This window comes from Streptomyces sp. MNU76 (assembly GCF_020982545.1).
In the GTDB taxonomy this organism is placed as follows: Bacteria; Actinomycetota; Actinomycetes; order Streptomycetales; family Streptomycetaceae; genus Streptomyces.
The window spans coordinates 1-17,580 of record NZ_JAJKLK010000023.1 but is presented as its reverse complement, the minus strand read 5'-3'; the positions used below and the strand labels follow the sequence as shown (position 1 = coordinate 17,580).

Genomic DNA, 17,580 nt, shown 5'->3' with positions numbered 1-17,580 from the left:
GCGCTCAGGGGTCAGGAGCCGACCGGGCCGAGCTCTGCGGGGTGGATTCACTCCTGTTCAGGGGCCGAAAGCTCTGAGGGTCGCGTCGACAAGTGAGTCGGCGTATGCGGCGGTCAGTGGACCGCTGCGGTGCAGCCACCGCTGGAAGAGGGGGGCGTAGAGCACTTCGAGGACCAGGTCGAGGTCGGCGTCGGCGTCGAGTTGGCCGACTTCCTGGGCGCTGCGCAAGCGTGCTTTCTTCGCTTCTTCCAGCGGTTGGGCCAGCTTCTTCCGGTACTCGGCCGCCAGTGCGGCATCGTTGGCGATCTCGGTGTTGAGGGCCCGGATCAGCCTGTCGAAGGACGGGGCGGCGAACTCCTCCGCCGTGGCACGCATGACGAGCTTGAGGTCGGTCTCGAGGTCGCCTGTGTCCGGCAGCGCGACCGACTGCCCGTCCGCATCCTCACTCAGAGCCAGAAGGGCGGCGAAGACGACCGCGCTCTTCGACGGCCACCGCCGATAGATCGTCTGCTTGCCGACGCCGGCACGGGCAGCGATGGCTTCGACAGTGACCTTCTCGTACGACTCCTCTGCGACCAGGGCGCGGGTCGCCGCGAGGATCGCCTGCCGGGACCGTTCCTTGCGCCGGGAGTGAACCGCCCCGGTTCGAATGGAGACTCGATTCCGTGTAAGGATCAGAGTCATGGCACGTCCCTCCTCCTATCCCCCTGAGCTGCGCAAGCGCGCGGTGCGCATGGTCGCCGAGGTCCGCGGTGACTACCCGACCGAGTCCGCCGCGATCAACGCGGTGATGGCGAAGCTCGGCATCGGCTCGCGCGAGACGTTGCGCAAGTGGGTCCGCCAGGACCAGATCGATTCCGGGACCCTGCCGGGGACGACGAGCGAGGAGTCCGCGCAGATCAAGGCGATGAAGAAGGAGATCGCCGAACTCAAGCGCGCGAACGAGATCTTGAAGGCCGCGGCGAGTTTCTTCGCGGCCGAGCTCGACCGGCCACTTCCTCGCTCGTAACGTTCATCGACGAGCACCGGGACCGCTTCGGCGGCGTCGAGCCGATCTGCCGCGTACTGACCCAGCACAGCTGCAAGATCGCCCCCTCCACCTACTACGCCTGCAAGAAACGCCTCGAAAGCCCCTCTCCGCGAGCGGTGCGAGACGAGGAACTCAAGGAGCTGATCCAGGAGGTCTACCAGTCCAACTACCGGGTCTACGGCGCCAGGAAGGTCTGGCGACAGCTCAACCGCCAGGGCCACGAGGTGGCCCGCTGCACGATCGAGCGCCTCATGCGCGAGCTCGGCATCGCCGGCGCCGTCCGCGGCAAGAAGGTCATCACCACCATGCCGGATCCGGCCGCCGCCCGGGCCCCGGACCTGCTCGACCGCGAGTTCGTCGCCCCGGCTCCGAACCGCACCTGGGTCGCCGACTTCACACACGTCGCGGCCTGGGCGGGCGTCGTCTATGTCGCGTTCGTCGTGGACACCTTCTCGCGTCGCATTGTCGGCTGGTCCGCGTCGTTGTCGAAGGAGACCCAACTCGTCCTGGACGCCCTGGACATGGGGCTGTGGCAGCGCGACCGCGACGGCCGTCCGCCGGCCCCTGGCGAGTTGGTCCACCACTCCGACGCCGGGTCGCAATACACCTCATTTCGCCTCGCCGAACACCTCGACGCGGCCCGCATCGCGGCCTCAATCGGCTCGGTCGGCGACGCGTACGACAACGCGCTCATGGAGTCGACGATCGGTCTGTTCAAGACCGAGGTCATCAAACCGCAGCGGCCGTGGAAGACGCTCTCGCACGTCGAGCTCGCCACCGCCGAGTGGGTCGACTGGTACAACCACCGCCGGCTCCACGGTGAGATAGGGCACATTCCGCCCGTCGAATACGAAGCCAACTACTACCGAGCAACCACGAAAACCCAGCTCACAGCCACCAACTGAGATCTCCACCGAACCCGGGGCGGTTCAGAGTGCCCGCTCCAGGAGCGAGTGGCGCGACGGTGGCGGTGAAGGTCACCGGCTGGCCCACCACCGACGGATCCGGCGCCGAGACCACAGTGGTCGTGGTCGATGCCCGGTTCACGGTGTGGGTGTCGGTGCCGGTGGAGCCGGCGAAGTCGGGGCTGGCGTTATAGGTGGCGTTGATCGTGTACGGGGTGCCGGTGCGGGTGACGGTGGCTGTGCCGCCGGTCAGGGGCACGGTGGCGGGGGTGGTGCCGTCGCCGAAGTTGAAGGTGACGGTGCCGGTGGGAGTGCCCGCTCCAGGAGCGAGTGGCGCGACGGTGGCGGTGAAGGTCACCGGCTGGCCCACCACCGACGGATCCGGCACCGAGACCACAGTGGTCGTGGTCGATGCCCGGTTCACGGTGTGGGTGTCGGTGCCGGTGGAGCCGGCGAAGTCGGGGCTGGCGTTATAGGTGGCGTTGATCGTGTACGGGGTGCCGGTGCGGGTGGTGCCGGTGCGGGTGACGGTGGCTGTGCCGCCGGTCAGGGGCACGGTGGCGGGGGTGGTGCCGTCGCCGAAGTTGAAGGTGACGGTGCCGGTGGGAGTGCCCGCTCCAGGAGCGAGTGGCGCGACGGTGGCGGTGAAGGTCACCGGCTGGCCCACCACCGACGGATCCGGCACCGAGACCACAGTGGTCGTGGTCGATGCCCGGTTCACGGTGTGCGCGGTGGTGGTAGCAGAAGACGTGAAGTCGATGTCATCGCTGTAGGTGGCGGTGACCGTGTAGGGGCCGTCTCTGCGGGTGGTGTAGGGGCGGGTGACGGTGGCTGTGCCGTTGGTGAGGGGCACGGTGGCGGGGGTGGTGCCGTCGCCGAAGTTGAAGGTGACGGTGCCGGTGGGAGTGCCCGCTCCAGGAGCGAGCGGCGCGACGGTGGCGGTGAAGGTCACCGGCTGGCCCACCACCGACGGATCCGGCACCGAGACGAGGCTGGTCGTGGTCGGTGCCCGTTCTACGGTGTGCAGGGCGGCGCCCGTAGAGGGGATGAAGTCCAGGTCCCCGTCGTAGGTGGCGGTGACCTCCGCAGGGCCGCCGGGCCTGGTGGTGTAGGTGTGGGTGGCGGTCGTGGAGCCGTCCGTCAGGGGAACGGTGAGGGGGGTGGTGCCGTCGTCGAAGTCGAAGGTGACGGTGCCGGTGGGAGTGCCCGCTCCAGGAGCGAGCGGCGCGACGGTGGCGGTGAAGGTCACCGGCTCGCCCACCACCGATGGATCCGGCGCGGACGTCACGCTGGTCGTGGTGAATGCCCGGTTCACGGTGTGGGTGTTTGTGCCGGTGGAGTTGGTGAAGTCCGCGTCGCCGCCGTAGGCGACCGTGACCGTGTACGGACTGCTGGCGGTACTCGGGTACGTGTGGGAGGTCGTTGCCGCTGCCTGGGTCAGGGGAACGGTGAGGGGGGTGGTGCCGTCGCCGAAGTCGAAGGTGACAGTGCCGGTGGGAGTGCCCGCTCCGGGGGCTTCGGCGGTGACGGTGGCGGTGAAGGTCACTGGCTCGCCCACCACCGACGGATCCGGCGCGGACGTCACCGTGACACTCGTTGGTGCCTGGTCCACCGTGTGGGCAGCCGTGTCGGTGGAGCCGGTGAAGTCCGCGTCCCCGGCGTAGGCGGCGGTGACCGTGTACGGGCTGTCGGCGGTGGTGGCGTACACGTGGGTGATGACCGCCGTGCCGTCGTCGACCGGCGCTGCGACCGGCGCCGTCCCGTCGCCGAAGTCGAAGACCACCATGCCCGTCGGCGCGTCTGCCTCGGCGGCGTCCGGTGTGACGGTGGCGGTGAAGGTCACCGGCTCGCCCACCAGGGACGGCTCGGGCGAGGAACTGACGGTGGTGGATGTGGGTGCCGGGTTCACCGTCTGGGTGTCGTATCCCGTGGAGGAGCTGAACTCTTCGTTGTCGCTGGCGTAGAGGGCGGTGACGGGGTACGGGCTGCCGGTCGCGGAGGTGTAGGCGTGGCTGACGACGGCGGCCCCGCCGGCCAGAGCGACCGGGACGGGCGGCGTGCCGTCGCCGAAGTCGAAGGTGACGGTGCCGGTGGGCGTGCCCGCCTCCGGCGCCACGGTCGTGACAGAGGCGGTGAAGGTCACCGGCTGCCAGGTCGTCGACGCATCCGGGGAGGAGGACACGGTCGTAGTCGTGGCCTGGATGTCGGCCACCACCCGGTGGGTGCGGACATCGGTGGAGGAGGCGTAATCGGTGTCTCCGCTGTAGAAGGCGGTGATCGTGTAGGTGGCCTCGCTCGCGGGATAGGTGTGGGTGACCGTGGCCAGGCCGTCCGCGAGGGCCTGCACGACAGGCGGTGTGCCGTCGCCGAAATCGACGGTCACCGTGCCCGTGGGTCGCCCGGCGCCGGGGGCGGCCACGATGACCCGCGTGGTGACGGTCACCGGCCCGTCCGCATCGGAGGGCTCCGGGGAGGACAGGACGGTCGTGGAGGTCGGCGCCCGCACCACCGCCTGCTCCGTGACATCCGACGACGGGGCGAAGTCGTTGTCCCCGCTGTAGGCGGCGGTGACCGTGTACGGACTGCCGCTGGTGCTCGTGTAGGTGTGTGCCGCTGTGGCCAGCCCGTCGACGACAACGGCGGTGACCGGGACGGTGCCGTCACCGAAGTCGAACCAGACCGTACCCGTGGGCGCACCGGCTGCGGATGGGGCCGGTGCTACGGCCGCGGTGAAGGTCACCCGCTCGCCGACGACGGGCAGTTCCGCCGAGGAACTCACGCTGGTGGTCGTGGGCGCGTCGAGATAGGTGTAGGCGGGACCGCCGGCGACGCCGCCCAGAGTGGTCACCACCACCGGGACCCTTATGGTCGGCCCTGGCCGAGCCGGGGGCGCCGGAGGCGCGGTGAGGACGAGCTGGGCGTCGGAGACGACGGTCGGGTACACGCTGGTGGTGCCGAGTCGTACTTCCTGGGTGGTGTACAGGCCGATGCCGGTGAGGGTGAGGGTGTTGCCGCCGTCGTTCGGACCGGTAGCCGGTGAGATGGTGCGGATCCGCGGGGGTGCCAGGTAGAAGTAGGAGCCGATGGGGTGGGGGACACCGGCGATGGTGACGGTGACCGGGACGGCGCCGCTGCCCGCCGGGGCCACGGCGGTGATGACGGTGTCGTCCACGATCGTGAACGAAGTGGCGTGGCGGTCACCGAAGCGGACCTGGGTGGCCTGGAGGAAGTCGCGTCCGGTGAGGATGACCGGGGTACGGCCGCCGGTGGGGCCCTGGTCGGGTGAGACGGCCACCGGAATGTTCAGCACACTCACGGTGCCGCTGCCGGTGCCGGTTACATAGATGTGGCGGCTGTCCGCAGTGACGGCAAGCCCCTGGGGATCGCTGAAACCGGTGACAGTGGCGGTGCGGGCGTTGGTGGCCAGGTTGATCGCCGTGAGCGATCCGGCGCCGCTCTCGGTGACGTAGGCGAGGACCCCGCGGGGACCCATGGCCACGGCGACGGGAGCGTTGAAGCCGCTGATGGTCTTGGCGACGGTGTAGGTGGTGGTGTCCACCACGCTGACAGTGCCGCCCGCGTGGTCGGCGACATACAGCCGCTGGCCGTCCGGGGTGACGGCCAGACCGCGCGGCTGGGTGAAGCCGCCGATCGTCGCGATGACCGTGAGGCTGCCCGTGTCGACGACCGTGACGGTGCCGCCGCCGAAGTCGCTGACGTAGGCGTGCGGGGCATCCGGGCAGAGCGCCACCTCGTACGGGAGGCTCCCGACCGCCACGCTCGTCACGACCGTTCGCGTGGCGGTGTCGAGCACGATCAGGCTGGCGGTGTCCTGGCTGACCACGTAGGCGCGGGCACCGTCCAGGGAGAAGGCGATACCGGCGGGCGCGGAGATGCCGCCGATCGTCGCGGTGACGGCGTTCGTCGCGGTGGTGATCACACTGACCGTTCCGGATCCGAAGTTGCCCACATACGCCTCGGTTCCGGTGGGGTTGACGGCAACCCCCCACGGCCCCGACCCCACCGTGATCGTGGCGGTGGCGGTCCGGGTGGCGGTGTCGAGGACGGTGACCGTCCCGGAGCCGGAGTTCGTCACATATCCCGTCTGGTCGACGGGGCTGAGGGCGACGCCCCTGGGTCCGTCGCCCACAGCGATGGCAGCGATCGGCGCGGCGAGGGCTGCGGCGGTCGCAGTGCGCGCGTACGGAAGCAGATCAACGGACACGGGCAGCTCCCTCTCCAAGGACATACCAAAAGGTCAGGCGAGGGCCCTCCCGTGGCGTTACCCAGGACCGCCACGGAAGGGCATGTGACGAGGTGCCGGCACTTTGAGCGCAGGCGCGACCCCGTCACTTCAGACGGATCAGATGCCGGGGCCGGCGACGTAGGTGAACGCGCCGACCTCCGTGTCCGATCCGGCGGGGTTGGTCACGACCACGTCGGCCGCGCCCGCGGTGCCGGGCGGGGTGACCGCGGACAGCGTGGTCGCGTTGATCACCGAGAACGGCGCCGCGGTGCCGTCGAAGGTGACCGAGTCGGTGCTGTCGAGGTTGGTGCCGGTGATGGTCACCGCCGTACCCCCCGACGTCGGACCCGAGGTCGGGATGATGGTCCCGATCGTGGGGGTGTCGACGTAGGTGTAGGTCAGGCCGTTGTTCGTGCCGCCCGCGGTGGTGACGCTCACCGACACCGGCCCGGCCGCCGCGCCCGCAGGCACGGTGACGCTGAGAGAGCTGTCACTGGTCACGGTCGGTGTGGCGGTGACTCCGCCGAAGGACACACTGGTGGCCGTCGACAGGCCGGTACCGTTGACGGTGATGGTGTTGCCGCCGGCCAGCGGCCCGGAGTCGGCGCCCAGGGACGACTTGAACGGGGCGCCGACGTAGAAGAACGGCACCGGGTTGCTGGTCCCGCCCGGGGTGGTCACCGTGACGCCGACCGTGCCGGTCCCCGACGGGGAGACGGCGGTGACCTGGGTCGGCGAGACCTGAGTGACGCTCGTCGCCGACTTGGAGCCGAACTTCACCGCGCTGGTGTTGGACAGGTTCGTGCCCGTGATGGTCACCAGCGTCCCACCACCGGTGGAACCCTGATTGGGAGAGATAGGCATGAGGTACTCCTCGCTGTTGGTTGGGGACATGCGAGGAACCGGCAAGGAAGACCTGACCACCGGCTGCCGAGTCACGGGGACCGAGACGCAGACCGGGACCAGCCTGCTCTCTTCCCGACCCCTTCAGACGCCGTCAGTACGGCCGGACCCGAAGCGAACGAAGAGTTGCCCGCCCCGGCACACCTGCCAGGAGGCGCAGCAGTCGTGTGCCGTCTCCTCGGGCAAGGAGAAAACCGGCGAGGGCTGCCTGTCTCAACGTTCCCCCGGCACGGGATGGGCAGCCCGCCGGTTCACACTCTCAGTGACCCATACCTCCAACTGAGTGACAAGACGTCATCGCATCGAATCACCCGAATGGGGTGAGTCCAGCAGTATTCTCCGGATGTGGCCGGACGAGGAAAGAGCGAGGTCAGCGCCCCGAGAGAAGACCTAACCGTTGACAGCAGATTGCTTTTAACGATCAGAACGGCGGGCAGTTACGGCGGCCACGCCCACCAACTGCGCACGACGTTCGCCGCCCGCCACCGCCTCCACGCCGCAACCCGCAGCCGCGGCACAACGTTTCTCCCCCGCGGACGCACCCCATGGTCCTTCCTCGCTGGCGACCGGCTGTTGCTTCCCAGCCTTCAACATATGCAGTCCTGGCCTGCACAGTTACTTCCTCGAGAACTAAGTCAACAACAAGTAAAGGAGGCGAGATAACGGCCGAACTGGACCCGGTGCTCAAAGGCTTCGACCATGCCTCCGGCAGCGAGGACTAGGCCATTTCGTTTGGATCAGACGGTCGTTGGTCCGGGTGTGCCGTTGACTAATGCGCAGTGGGCGCGGATCGAGCCGTTACCCCCGGACCGGACGCCGAAGCGGGGTGGCCGCTGGCGGGATCGTCGCTGGCCGGACGTCTCGCCAAGTACAAGATCCCGAAGTCGGTGGTGGTCGCGGACGAGCTGCCGCGCACGGCCTCCGGCAAGCTCCTCAAGGCCCGTGTCCGCAAGCGGTACGGCCCGACTCCTAGCTTCGAACCCAGACCTTCGACTCCCGACTTTCAACTCCCTACTAAGGAACGCCATATGAGCATCACCGTCAACGGCATCGAAGAACTCAAGAAGCTCGCCGGCAGCGACCTCGGCACCAGCGAGTGGATCGACGTCACGCAGGAGCGCATCAACACCTTCGCCGATGCCACGGGGGACCACCAGTGAATCCATGTCGACGAGGAGAAGGCCAAAGAAAAGAAGGGCCGTTCGGGGCGCCCATCGCCCACGGATACCTGACCCTCTCCCTCTTCATCCCGCTCTTCACCGAGCTGCTGGACGTCCAGGGTGTCACGACGAAGGTCAACTACGGCCTGAACAAGGTGCGTTTCCCCTCACCGGTGAAGGTCGGCTCCCGCATCCGGCTGGTCACGAAGCTGGCGGAGGTCGAGGACGTGAAGGGCGGCGTCCAGATCACGGTCGACGGAACGATCGAGGTCGAGGGCGGAACGAAGCCGGCGGCCGTGCTCCAGAGCCTGTCCCGCTTCTACGCCTGAGCCCAGTCGTCGAACGTCCGTCCCATCCCCGTCCCAGCACGGAGGCCGAGCCCCAGCTCAAGCCGTCGAGGCCGTCCCGTCGTCCCACGACGAGTCGTTTCCTTGCTGGTCATCGGTGTGTCCTGCCAGCGTCGAGCCCGTTCGACACCAGCAGTTCCACCGAACGAAGGGGAAAGTGAATGCGACCGAACGTCCTCAAGAGGTCGATCGTCAGCGTCACCGCCGTCATAGGCCTGGCGGCCGGGACCCTGGCAGGCGCGGGCACGAGCTTCGCGGCGCCCGCGCCGGCCTCGAAGGCGGCGGTGAGTTCCGAGGCCGTCTCCGTGCTCGCGGTGAACAACTTCGGCCTGAGTGCCACGCAGGCCAAGAACATCCAGCGCTGGCTGGCGGACAGCTGGAACTACAACGACAGAATCGACGGGGAGCTGGGCACCAACAGCTGGAAGGCGTTCCAGCGCTGCCTGGCGGAGCACTGGGAATACAAGGGCACGATCGACGGAGACCCCGGCACCAACACGATCAAGGCGCTGCAGCGACTGCTGAAGCGCTACTGGGGCTACACGGGCTCGATCGACGGAAACGCCGGAGCCGGAACCAAGGCCGCGTTCAAGCGGATGGCCGACGGCCACGCCTAGGTCGCACGGGATGCCGACCGGCGTGCCCCACCGGTGGAACCGGTGGGGCACGCCGGTCGGCATCCCGTCAGCGCTCCGTGGCAGAGGCGGTCGTCGAAGGTGCGGTCGTCGAAGGGACCGCCCGCATCGACCCCACCCGGGTCAGCCTCGCGCCTGGCTTCGACGTGCACCGGCTCACCATCGCGGCCGAACTGCTGCCTTCTGGCCTGGAACACAACTTGTTGTGCGAGGTGGAGGCGGAGGCCTACGTCGCTCCTCCCAACTGGCGGTGGATCGCCACTGCCCAGCCCACCCGGGTCAGGCTGACCAATCACAACCACACCGGCCTCCGTCTCGCCTTCCCTGTCGCCAACCAGCAGCTGCTGGACCTTGAGGAACACCGAGCCGGGCAGGACCTGCTCCTGGAGCTACAGATCAGCGGCTTCTTCCAGTTCAACCTTCTTTCCGCTGAGAGCCGTGAGCAGATTCGGGTGCCTGCCAGCGTGTGGCAGAACGAGCTGGAGCGGCTCGGCACCTCCTTCGGCTTCGCGCTCGCTATCCCGCTGCCGGCGCCCAACGGGGCGCGTCGCGATGCTGCGGTGTACCTGCAGAATGCGCGTCGACTCCTGCACGACGGCGAGTTCGACAAGTCGATCGGCAGCGCCCGCCAGGCCATGGAGCGCATCTTTGCCGTGGCCGACTGGCCCCAGATCAGCAAGAACGACGACCTCCACCAGCGCAGCCAGGCGCAGCGATGGCGTGCGATTTACAAGGCTGCGTTCGATCAGGCATCGGGTGCCGAGCACGCTGACGAGGTGACTAAAGACTTCTCATACACCCGTGGTGAGGCAGAAGCACTGATCGGAATCGCTGCCAGCCTTCTGCGCGCTGTTCCCGCTCCATGGCAACTTCAAACCAGACGGACTTCCAGGCATGGAAGTGAACGAGACGGATGGCTGAGCATCCGCCCTGGAGACCATCATTCGCCGCCTATGGGATGAAGGCCCCCAAAGCAGGGCAGGGGTGAGAGTCATATTTAGGGCTTGACCTGCATAAACGCCCTCTAAGTGGGTGTTTAGGGATGCTTTGCGGTGCCAAGTCGCTTCTGCGGCCAACAATCTTCGGGTTGATTCGCACCTTGCATGCGCTTTTACAGCCTTTCGGGTTCCGGCCCGTGTGCCCGTTTGATCCATCTCTCGGTGCTGGATTCCGTCTGGTTTAAGAATGGGGCGGAAGCTCCCTACCGGCAGGGAGATTCCAGGCATTTCAGGCCACACGCGTTGGCGATAAATGCGGCAAAGTGCATTGAAACGGTCAGAGCGAATCAATATCAAACGCCCACTAAGCTTGATCATTAACCTCGCTGCTGTTTCAGGCGGACGTGTTCGGTGAGGGTTTCGATTCGTTTCACGGTCTTCCCCGGCTCGTGACGCGGGGCTGGCCTGCGGTTCTTCGAGCCGGGTGGGCGTCCGGGGCCGGGCTTGGAGGGTCTGGGCACGTCGGCGGGACGGGCTGTCTTCACGCGGAGGTGGCGAAACCCCCGGCGGACCCGGGCGGGGGTAAGTCGGCGCGGCTCGGCAGGCCGTTCCCAGGGTCGGCGGAGGTCCTCGGCGAGGGCCGGGCGAGGCGGAGTTGGGTGTGGGCGGCGATGATCAGCCAGGTCCACAGGTCGGCCGTGTGTGGATCGCGGACCTTGGGGACGGTCCAGCCCAGGGTCTGTTTGAACAGCCGGAAGGTGTGTTCAAGATCGAATCTGCGGAGGAACGCCTGCCACCGCAGGTCGACGTCCTGTCCGGTCATTCCGGTGCGTGAGGACCACAGCCACACCGGCTTGGGGTCGCGGTCGCCGGGCAGGTGCCCGACCTTCAGCCGGATCAACGTGCCGTGGATTAAAGGGAGTTCACCGCAGTGGTCGAGCCAGGGGCCACGGGCCTGCAAGCGGGGGGTGCATCCGGTCCCAGGCGAGGGCTTCGGCCTGGCCGTAGCGGGTGGTGTCGCACGTCGTGGCCTGTTCAGGGGTGTGCCAGGACTCCGGCTTGGAGAAGGTGAGGACGCCGCCGTGCTTGCGGGGCTGTCCGCCGCGTGGGGTGGAGCGGCGTGGGCCGGCGTCCCGGAGCATGACGCGGTCCGAGCGGAGCCGGCCGATCAGCTCGACGGGCAGGTCGGCCAGGACGTAGGCGAGGCGGGTGACGTCGTAGCCGGTGTCCATGACGACGAGGATGTCCGCGTCGCCCGGCCGCCACTGCCCGGCATGCACCAGCCGGGTGACCACCTCCCGCAGCTGGGTGGCGGTCACCGCGGTGGCATCGTCGGCCGGCCCGAGCCGCATCGCGTCCAGCACGGCAGTCCAGGACGTGCGTCCCGTCTCCAGTGCGGCGACGAAGGAGTAGGGCCAGCCGGGGATGAACTGATCCGCACTGCGACCCCGCCCGTAGACGTGGCAGAACAGCAACTCCGGGCTGGTGGGGGCGTCGGGTCGCAGCCAGTTGCTCACGTCCACCGCGAGCACGATCCGCCCGTCGGCGGCTCGCGGCAGCGGCGTGGAGGCCAGCAGCCTGCGCAGGCGGCGCGGTTCCAGCCAGCCGTGGTTGACGGCGTCGTACATTGCTCCGTGCCCGCGCCGGTGCTCGGCCGTGAGCGTCAACTCGACCAGCGAGGTGACCGGGCCGTCCGAGCACAGCACCGCGTCGGTGAGCTCGAAGAGCGCATCCGCCCGGGTGTAGAGGCAGTCGTAGAACTCGACACGAAAGTGGGACAGGACACCCAACGCGGCGTCAGCGGACTGTTCAGCGGCGAGACTCTTCACCAGCGGCCGTTCCTTCACGCGACGTTGCTCGACACCTCGAAGCGTGAAGAACGGCCGCCCTGCTGTCTCGGGAACGAGCCAAGATCAGCAGGTCAGGTGAACGGCCGAGGTTAAACACCAAGCTAAGAGCTCGTAACACGATCACGATCCGGGCTTCTTGAGGCGTGTCCACGCACACGCGGGTCGTTGGCGGTGCGCGCCCCGAAGGCGCGATGTCCTTCGGGGCGCGCGGCAGGGGTTCGGGTTCAGGCGTTGTAGCCGCCGTGGGCGTCCAGCACCGCGCCCGTGACGTAGGACGCGGCGGGGCTCGCCAGGAAGGCGATCGCCGCGGCGATTTCTTCGGGGTGTCCCATGCGTTGCAGGGACAGCGAGCTGAGCAGGGCCTTGAGGGTGTCGGGGTCCGGCGGTTGCATGCCGCTGTCCATCAGTCCGGCTTCCACGACGTTGGCCGTGATGTCGCGGGGCCCGAGGTCCCGTGCGACCCCCATGGTGTACCTCTCGATGCCTGACTTGGTCGCCGAGTAGTCGGCAACGCCCGGGACGCCGACCCGGGAGCCCAGTCCTGAACTCACCGTGATGATGCGGCCGCCCGTGCGCAGCACTCGGGAGGCGGCCCGGATGACGGCGATCACGCCGAGGTAGTTGGTGGCGTGCATCCGGTCCAGGGCGTCGGTGTCGGCGTCCGGGTCGTCCACCGTGCGGCCCTGCTCCACCGAGATCGCCGCGTTGTTGACGAGGATGTCCAGGCCGCCGAAGTGCGCGACCACGTCGTCGATCAGCGCCGGCGCCCGGCTCGTGTCCGCCTGGTCGGACTGGAAGGCGACGGCCTTGGCTCCCTCGCCGAGCACCTCGTCGACGACGGCCTGCGCCTGCTTCTCGGAGCTGACGTAGGTGAAGGCGACGTCGGCGCCCTGCTCGGCCAGCAGCCGTACGGTCGCGGCTCCCAGTCCGCGCGACCCCCCGGTGACCAGGGCGACCTTGCCCATGAGTGGCTTGCTCATTCTTCTCACCTCGTTGATTGACCCTTCCTGGCAGTCGCAACGCTAATTGTTACGACAGGCTGTTGCAACCTTCACTGTTACGACTGTGTTGTCGTAACATGAAGCGTTACGGCCGAGAGGAGGAGTCCATGAGCGCCAACAGCAGGCTGACCATCGCCGCCCACGCGCTGGCCTGGATCGGCCTCTACCAGCGCCAGGGCCATGAGGTCGCCACCTCCGAGCAGATCGCGACCAGCGCGAACACCAACCCCGTGGTGATCAGACGGCTGCTCGGCGAGCTGCGCAGGGCCGGGCTCGTGGAGTCCCGGCGGGGCGTGGGCGCGGGCTGGTCGCTGGCACGCGAGCTGGAGTCGATGACCCTGCTCGACGTGTACGAGGCGGTGGAACCCGGCCCGCTGTTCGCAATGCACCGCACCACCCCGGACCAGGGATGCGTGGTGGGTCACGGCATCCAGCCGGCAATGCAGAGTATCTACGAGGGCATCGAGGAGACCCTGAGACACGAGCTGGCCCGCGTCACGCTCGCGAACGTACTCCGGGACGTACTCGCGGCACCTCGCTAGCTCCGTACTTCGCGGGTAAGCCGTTCAAGTCTCTGGCCAGCGGGGATGTGTGGGTTCCAGGCCGTCGAGTTGATGGAGTTGCACGCCCCGGCTGATGACGACGGTAGGCGGGTCGGTGGCGCTGCTGACTCGCAGGCGCAGGCCGGAGAGGTGGTGGAGGACCATCCGGCTGGTGTTCGCCGTCGCGCAGCCAGGGCGTTGGACAGCGATTTCAGCCGTCTTCTGCCAGTGGCCGGGTTACATCTCCCAGTCTCCCGGCAGGGCTGCCCGAACGCCGTCCACCGCGGCCGCGGAACGGCCGAGTACCCACAGCCATTCACCGGCGTCCTCTCTCAGGAGCACGCCCGGACCGGCGAACCAGCGGGTGACCCTGCCTTCCAGTGCCCACACGGGGTAGTCCGGGAGGGGCAGGCGTGGGTAGAGCGATTCGAGCCTCGTGACGCCATCAGGCTCCAGGGCCCGGTGGTTGAGGGGGCCTTCCTCGGCGCACAGGACGGATTCGGACAGAATGATCTCCACGGACGCAAGGGAGAAGCGCCCAAGATAGTTTCTCCACGGCTCCGAGACGGCGCCGGCGTCTCGGAACCACACGGGTGGGTCGTCCTCGTCCGCATGCGAGAGCGGCACGGCCCATTCGACAACGTGCTGGCTCTCCACCCGGTAAACCAGCGCCCCGTCCTCCAGCCGGAGTTGGTCCGGGGAGAGCAACCGGTCCTGTCGGCTCGTGAGATCGCTGCGGCGACCGAACAAGGAGTACGCCTCCCTCATCGCGGCGGGCAGAGCCAGACCCAGCCGTGCTTCCGCCCGTGTGATCTCACTTTCGTCGCACCCGTCTCCCGGCAGGATGGGCGTCCGCCAGCCTCGAACGAAGCAACGAATGAAGTCCCAGGCTCCGTCCCGGTCTTCGATACTTCCGGCGGCAGCCACAAGGTCCACGTCCTCGCCCATGCCCCGGAGCCTAGTAGTGCGTCGCTGCTTAGTTGTGGCGTGTCTGGTTGGGAGGCTGGTGTCTGGTGGGTTCCTCCTTCCCTTTTGCCGGACAGGACTGTCGTCATGGGTTCACAGAAGAAGCGGCCGGTCAGGTTGACACCGCAGGATCGTGAGGAGTTGGTCCGGGTGACCACCACGGGTGTTCGTGGGGCCTCGATGATCATGCGTGCGCGTGTACTGCTAGCACTGGACACCTCGGTGGGAGACGTGGATCCCAAGGCGGTGATCGCGGCCCGGCTCGGCGTCTCCGGTGAGACGTTACGGCTGGTCGCCAAGCGTTTCGCCGAGACCGGTGGCGATGTGCACGCCACGATCGCGCGGAAGAAGCGCGACCTCCCACCGGTGCCCTCGCCGGTGACCGGCGAGGTCGAAGCCCGGCTGATCGCGATGGCGTGCTCACAGCCACCCCAGGGCCATACCCGGTGGTCGCTGCGGCTGCTGGAGAAACATGTCGCGCTGGCCGAGGACATCCCCGATCTGGACCACTCCACCATCGGGCGGGTCTTAAAAAAACGGAACTGCGCCCTCACCTGAGAAAGTGCTGGACCATCCCACCCCGGGCGAACGCGGAGTTCGCGGCCCGGATGGAAGACGTGCTGGCCGTCTATGCCCGGCCCTACGACCCGGCACGTCCGGTGGTGTGCATGGACGAGAAGCCCTACCAGCTCCTCGGCGATGCCCGCGACCCACTCCCGGCCCGCCCTGGTCACGACGCCCGCCAGGACAGCGAGTACATCCGCTGCGGCACGTCCTCGATCTTCGTGTGGGTCGAACCCCTGCGCGGGTGGCGTCGCGTTCAGGCACTGTCCCGGCGGACCCGGATCGACTGGGCCGGCCAGGTCAAACAGTTACTGAGCGTGGACTACCCCGACGCCGAGACCGTGGTGCTGGTGATGGACAACCTCAACACCCACAACATCGCCTCGTTGTACGAGGCGTTCGAACCCGAAGAGGCATTCGCCCTGGCCCAACGCCTCGAGATCCACCACACGCCCAAGCACGGGTCATGGCTCAACATCGCCGAGATCGAACTCTCCGCACTGACCCGGCAATGCCTCGACCGCCGGATCAGCGACCTCGACACCCTCAACACCGAACTCTCAGCCTGGCAGAACGCCACCAACACCGACCAGCGTCAGGTGAACTGGCAGTTCACCACCCACGACGCACGCATCAAACTGCGCCACCTCTATCCCAAAAACTAGCCGCGACAGTCTACTAGTGCCGCGTCAGGCAACGTTTGCCCTGTCGACGACGGCGCGGAGGTGCTGGTCGTTGGCATGCCGGTTTCGCCAGATGATGTAGCGGCGGATCATGCTGCCCTGTTCCTTGTGGTCGGCGTGGTCGGTGCCGTCGAGGGTGAAATACCGCAGGGCGGTGAACTGGGCCTCGATCCGGTTCAGCCAGGAGCTGTTGGTGGGGGTGTAGGCGATCTCGACGTTGTTCGCCGCTGCCCAGGTGCCGACGCGCTGACATTTCTTCGTTGTCAGGTGCGGGGAGAAGTTGTCACAGACGATCGCGATACGGACGTCGGGCGGGTAGAGGCTGCGCAGGTAGCGGCAGAACTCCAGGAACTGCGTGCGTTTCTTGATGGGCTTGATGTGCCCGTAGAGCCTGTTCTTCGTCAGGTCCAGGGCCGCGAACAGGTGACGTATTCCGCCGTAGCGGTTGTAGGTCGCCCGGCGCCGCCGGCGTGGCTCGCGAGCGGGGTTTTTGTGCTTGCCTCCGCGTTCGGCCCATTGCCGTCCGGGGTGGGGCATCAGGTTGAGCGGCCCGAACTCGTCCATGCAGAAGACGGCTTCGGGCTCTCCCTCTTCGGGTATGACCTCGCCGTCGGCGATAGCGTAGAGGTGTTCGACGCGGGCCTTCTTGGCCGAGTAGTCGGGATCGCGGGAGGTCTTCCAGGTCTTCAGGCGTTGAAAGGAGACGCCTTCCTCGCGGAGCAGGATGCGCAGGCCCTCGTGGCTGATGTCGTCGACCACCCCCTCGGCGACCAGGAAGTCCGCCAGCTTCGTCAGACTCCAGGCGGAAAACGGCAGGTCGTGCTCGGTCGGCTTGGACTTGGCGATCTTCTTGATCTCGCGGCGCTCGGGCAGCGTGAACGTCTTCGGGCGCCCGCCCTTGTACTTCGGGTAGAGCGAGTTGAAGCCGTCAGTGTTGAAGTTGTGGATCACATCGCGGACCCGGTCGGCGCTGGTGAACGTGACCTCGGCGATCTTCGCCACCGGCATACCCTGAGCGGCCAGCAGGACCACCTGGGCCGCCGCCAGGTCACCACCGACCCGGTGCCCCTGCGGATGATCCGCAGCAGCCGCCGCCCCTCGTCATCGTCGATCTCACGCACGCGTACTCGCTCTGCCACCAAGACAGGGTGCCAGTCACGCGCCGCCAGAACCCTCATTTCCTGCCCTTGATCGGCAGCGGATGCCGCCCTGCGACTGTCCATATCGCCATGCCCCATAGGGAGGCGCAGAAATAAGGCCCACCACGAGGCGAACGCTCTCGTCCGGGCCGTTCGTGAGCCAGACGGTCATGCCCGTCGCCCGGAAGCGATCAACAGGGCCGCCGGTATTCGCAGTCGGGGCTGCTCGAACACCGCCGCCAACGGCAGGAAGTGGAGCCCGACGACAACCGCGATCAGCGGGGAATGAGCACCGGCACCCCGACGTGACGGCAGACTGCGGCGATGGCGATGATCAGCAGCCACTGGAGCCCGTTGATCTGGTTGAACCGCCGACGTCGGTCAACGGGAAACGGTCCCCCTGCCGACGAGGGAAGGAAACGGCGTGCGGCGAGCATCAGCCCCACCATGACGGCACAGCCGACTACGGCCAGGACCTGCTGCATCAACCCGTCGAATGCACTCGAGCCCAGCAGCCACCAGCCGAGCCCGAACAACGCGAGGAACCCCACCCCTGACTTGAACATGATCGAGACCCTAGGCGGAAGAGCAGCCCGCCGGTCCAGGATTCTCAACTTAGCGCGGGCCGTGTTGACCGACGTCCTCAACCGCCGCCGGTGCTGCGGTCGCGC

Annotated in this window: 12 protein-coding genes and 3 pseudogenes; 7 read left to right on the top strand and 8 right to left on the bottom strand. The window is 67.5% G+C overall.

Features of this window, described 5'->3' with window-relative positions; genetic code table 11:
• Window positions 1-57: 57 nt before the first annotated feature.
• Window positions 58-684: a TetR/AcrR family transcriptional regulator gene (locus E4N62_RS37430; RefSeq protein ID WP_230221773.1), complete on the bottom strand. Its 627-nt coding sequence runs from the start codon at window positions 682-684 to the stop codon at window positions 58-60.
• Between E4N62_RS37430 and E4N62_RS37425 the strand changes: the two genes are divergently transcribed.
• A protein-coding gene (locus tag E4N62_RS37425) for an IS3 family transposase (protein WP_230213881.1) occupies window positions 683-1,935 on the top strand; the annotation gives its coding sequence in 2 pieces (ribosomal slippage) (window positions 683-965 and window positions 965-1,935; 1,254 coding nt in all). The two genes, E4N62_RS37430 and E4N62_RS37425, sit on opposite strands and share 2 nt — an antisense overlap.
• Here E4N62_RS37425 and E4N62_RS37420 read toward each other — a convergent pair.
• A complete protein-coding gene (locus E4N62_RS37420; protein WP_230221771.1) occupies window positions 1,919-6,160 on the bottom strand; it encodes a YncE family protein in 4,242 nt (1,413 codons plus the stop codon). The two genes, E4N62_RS37425 and E4N62_RS37420, sit on opposite strands and share 17 nt — an antisense overlap.
• Before the next feature lie 138 nt (window positions 6,161-6,298).
• Window positions 6,299-7,045 (bottom strand): IPT/TIG domain-containing protein, encoded by a 747-nt coding sequence (locus E4N62_RS37415; protein WP_230221769.1) that lies wholly within the window; start codon window positions 7,043-7,045, stop codon window positions 6,299-6,301.
• 1,067 nt (window positions 7,046-8,112) lie between these two features.
• On the opposite strand from E4N62_RS37415, the pseudogene E4N62_RS37410 reads away from it, so the two are divergent.
• From E4N62_RS37410 to E4N62_RS37400, 3 genes and pseudogenes are all read left to right on the top strand, one after another.
• Window positions 8,113-8,573, top strand: a pseudogene (locus tag E4N62_RS37410) (MaoC family dehydratase).
• A 179-nt stretch (window positions 8,574-8,752) separates the two neighbouring features.
• Window positions 8,753-9,208 carry a peptidoglycan-binding domain-containing protein gene (locus tag E4N62_RS37405; RefSeq protein ID WP_230221767.1) on the top strand — a complete coding sequence of 152 codons (456 nt, stop codon included), beginning with the start codon at window positions 8,753-8,755 and terminating at the stop codon, window positions 9,206-9,208.
• Between the two features lie 77 nt (window positions 9,209-9,285).
• Window positions 9,286-10,188, top strand: coding sequence for a hypothetical protein (locus E4N62_RS37400; RefSeq protein ID WP_230221765.1), 903 nt, complete (start codon window positions 9,286-9,288; stop codon window positions 10,186-10,188).
• Window positions 10,189-10,541: 353 nt separating this feature from the next.
• Here the strand turns inward: E4N62_RS37400 and E4N62_RS37395 are convergent.
• Window positions 10,542-11,954: pseudogene (locus E4N62_RS37395) on the bottom strand (NF041680 family putative transposase).
• 284 nt (window positions 11,955-12,238) lie between these two features.
• Window positions 12,239-12,994 (bottom strand): SDR family NAD(P)-dependent oxidoreductase, encoded by a 756-nt coding sequence (locus E4N62_RS37390; RefSeq protein WP_230221763.1) that lies wholly within the window; start codon window positions 12,992-12,994, stop codon window positions 12,239-12,241.
• A gap of 128 nt (window positions 12,995-13,122) precedes the next feature.
• Between E4N62_RS37390 and E4N62_RS37385 the strand changes: the two genes are divergently transcribed.
• On the top strand, window positions 13,123-13,557 hold the full coding sequence (locus E4N62_RS37385) for an Rrf2 family transcriptional regulator (protein WP_033325690.1): 435 nt from the start codon (window positions 13,123-13,125) through the stop codon (window positions 13,555-13,557).
• A 237-nt stretch (window positions 13,558-13,794) separates the two neighbouring features.
• On the opposite strand, the gene E4N62_RS37380 is transcribed toward E4N62_RS37385, so the two are convergent.
• Window positions 13,795-14,505, bottom strand: coding sequence for a hypothetical protein (locus tag E4N62_RS37380; RefSeq protein ID WP_230221761.1), 711 nt, complete (start codon window positions 14,503-14,505; stop codon window positions 13,795-13,797).
• Between the two features lie 105 nt (window positions 14,506-14,610).
• On the opposite strand from E4N62_RS37380, the gene E4N62_RS37375 reads away from it, so the two are divergent.
• Both E4N62_RS37375 and E4N62_RS37370 read left to right on the top strand, forming a co-directional pair.
• Complete coding sequence (locus tag E4N62_RS37375) at window positions 14,611-15,081, top strand: helix-turn-helix domain-containing protein (protein ID WP_230211441.1); 471 nt, start codon at window positions 14,611-14,613, stop codon at window positions 15,079-15,081.
• Window positions 14,970-15,752 carry an IS630 family transposase gene (locus E4N62_RS37370; RefSeq protein WP_230213530.1) on the top strand — a complete coding sequence of 261 codons (783 nt, stop codon included), beginning with the start codon at window positions 14,970-14,972 and terminating at the stop codon, window positions 15,750-15,752. The genes E4N62_RS37375 and E4N62_RS37370 overlap by 112 nt, the downstream gene beginning before the upstream one ends.
• Before the next feature lie 24 nt (window positions 15,753-15,776).
• On the opposite strand, the pseudogene E4N62_RS37365 reads toward E4N62_RS37370, so the two are convergent.
• Window positions 15,777-16,909 (bottom strand): annotated as a pseudogene (locus E4N62_RS37365) (IS630 family transposase).
• A gap of 275 nt (window positions 16,910-17,184) precedes the next feature.
• Complete coding sequence (locus E4N62_RS37360) at window positions 17,185-17,475, bottom strand: hypothetical protein (protein ID WP_230221759.1); 291 nt, start codon at window positions 17,473-17,475, stop codon at window positions 17,185-17,187.
• Window positions 17,476-17,580: the final 105 nt, after the last annotated feature.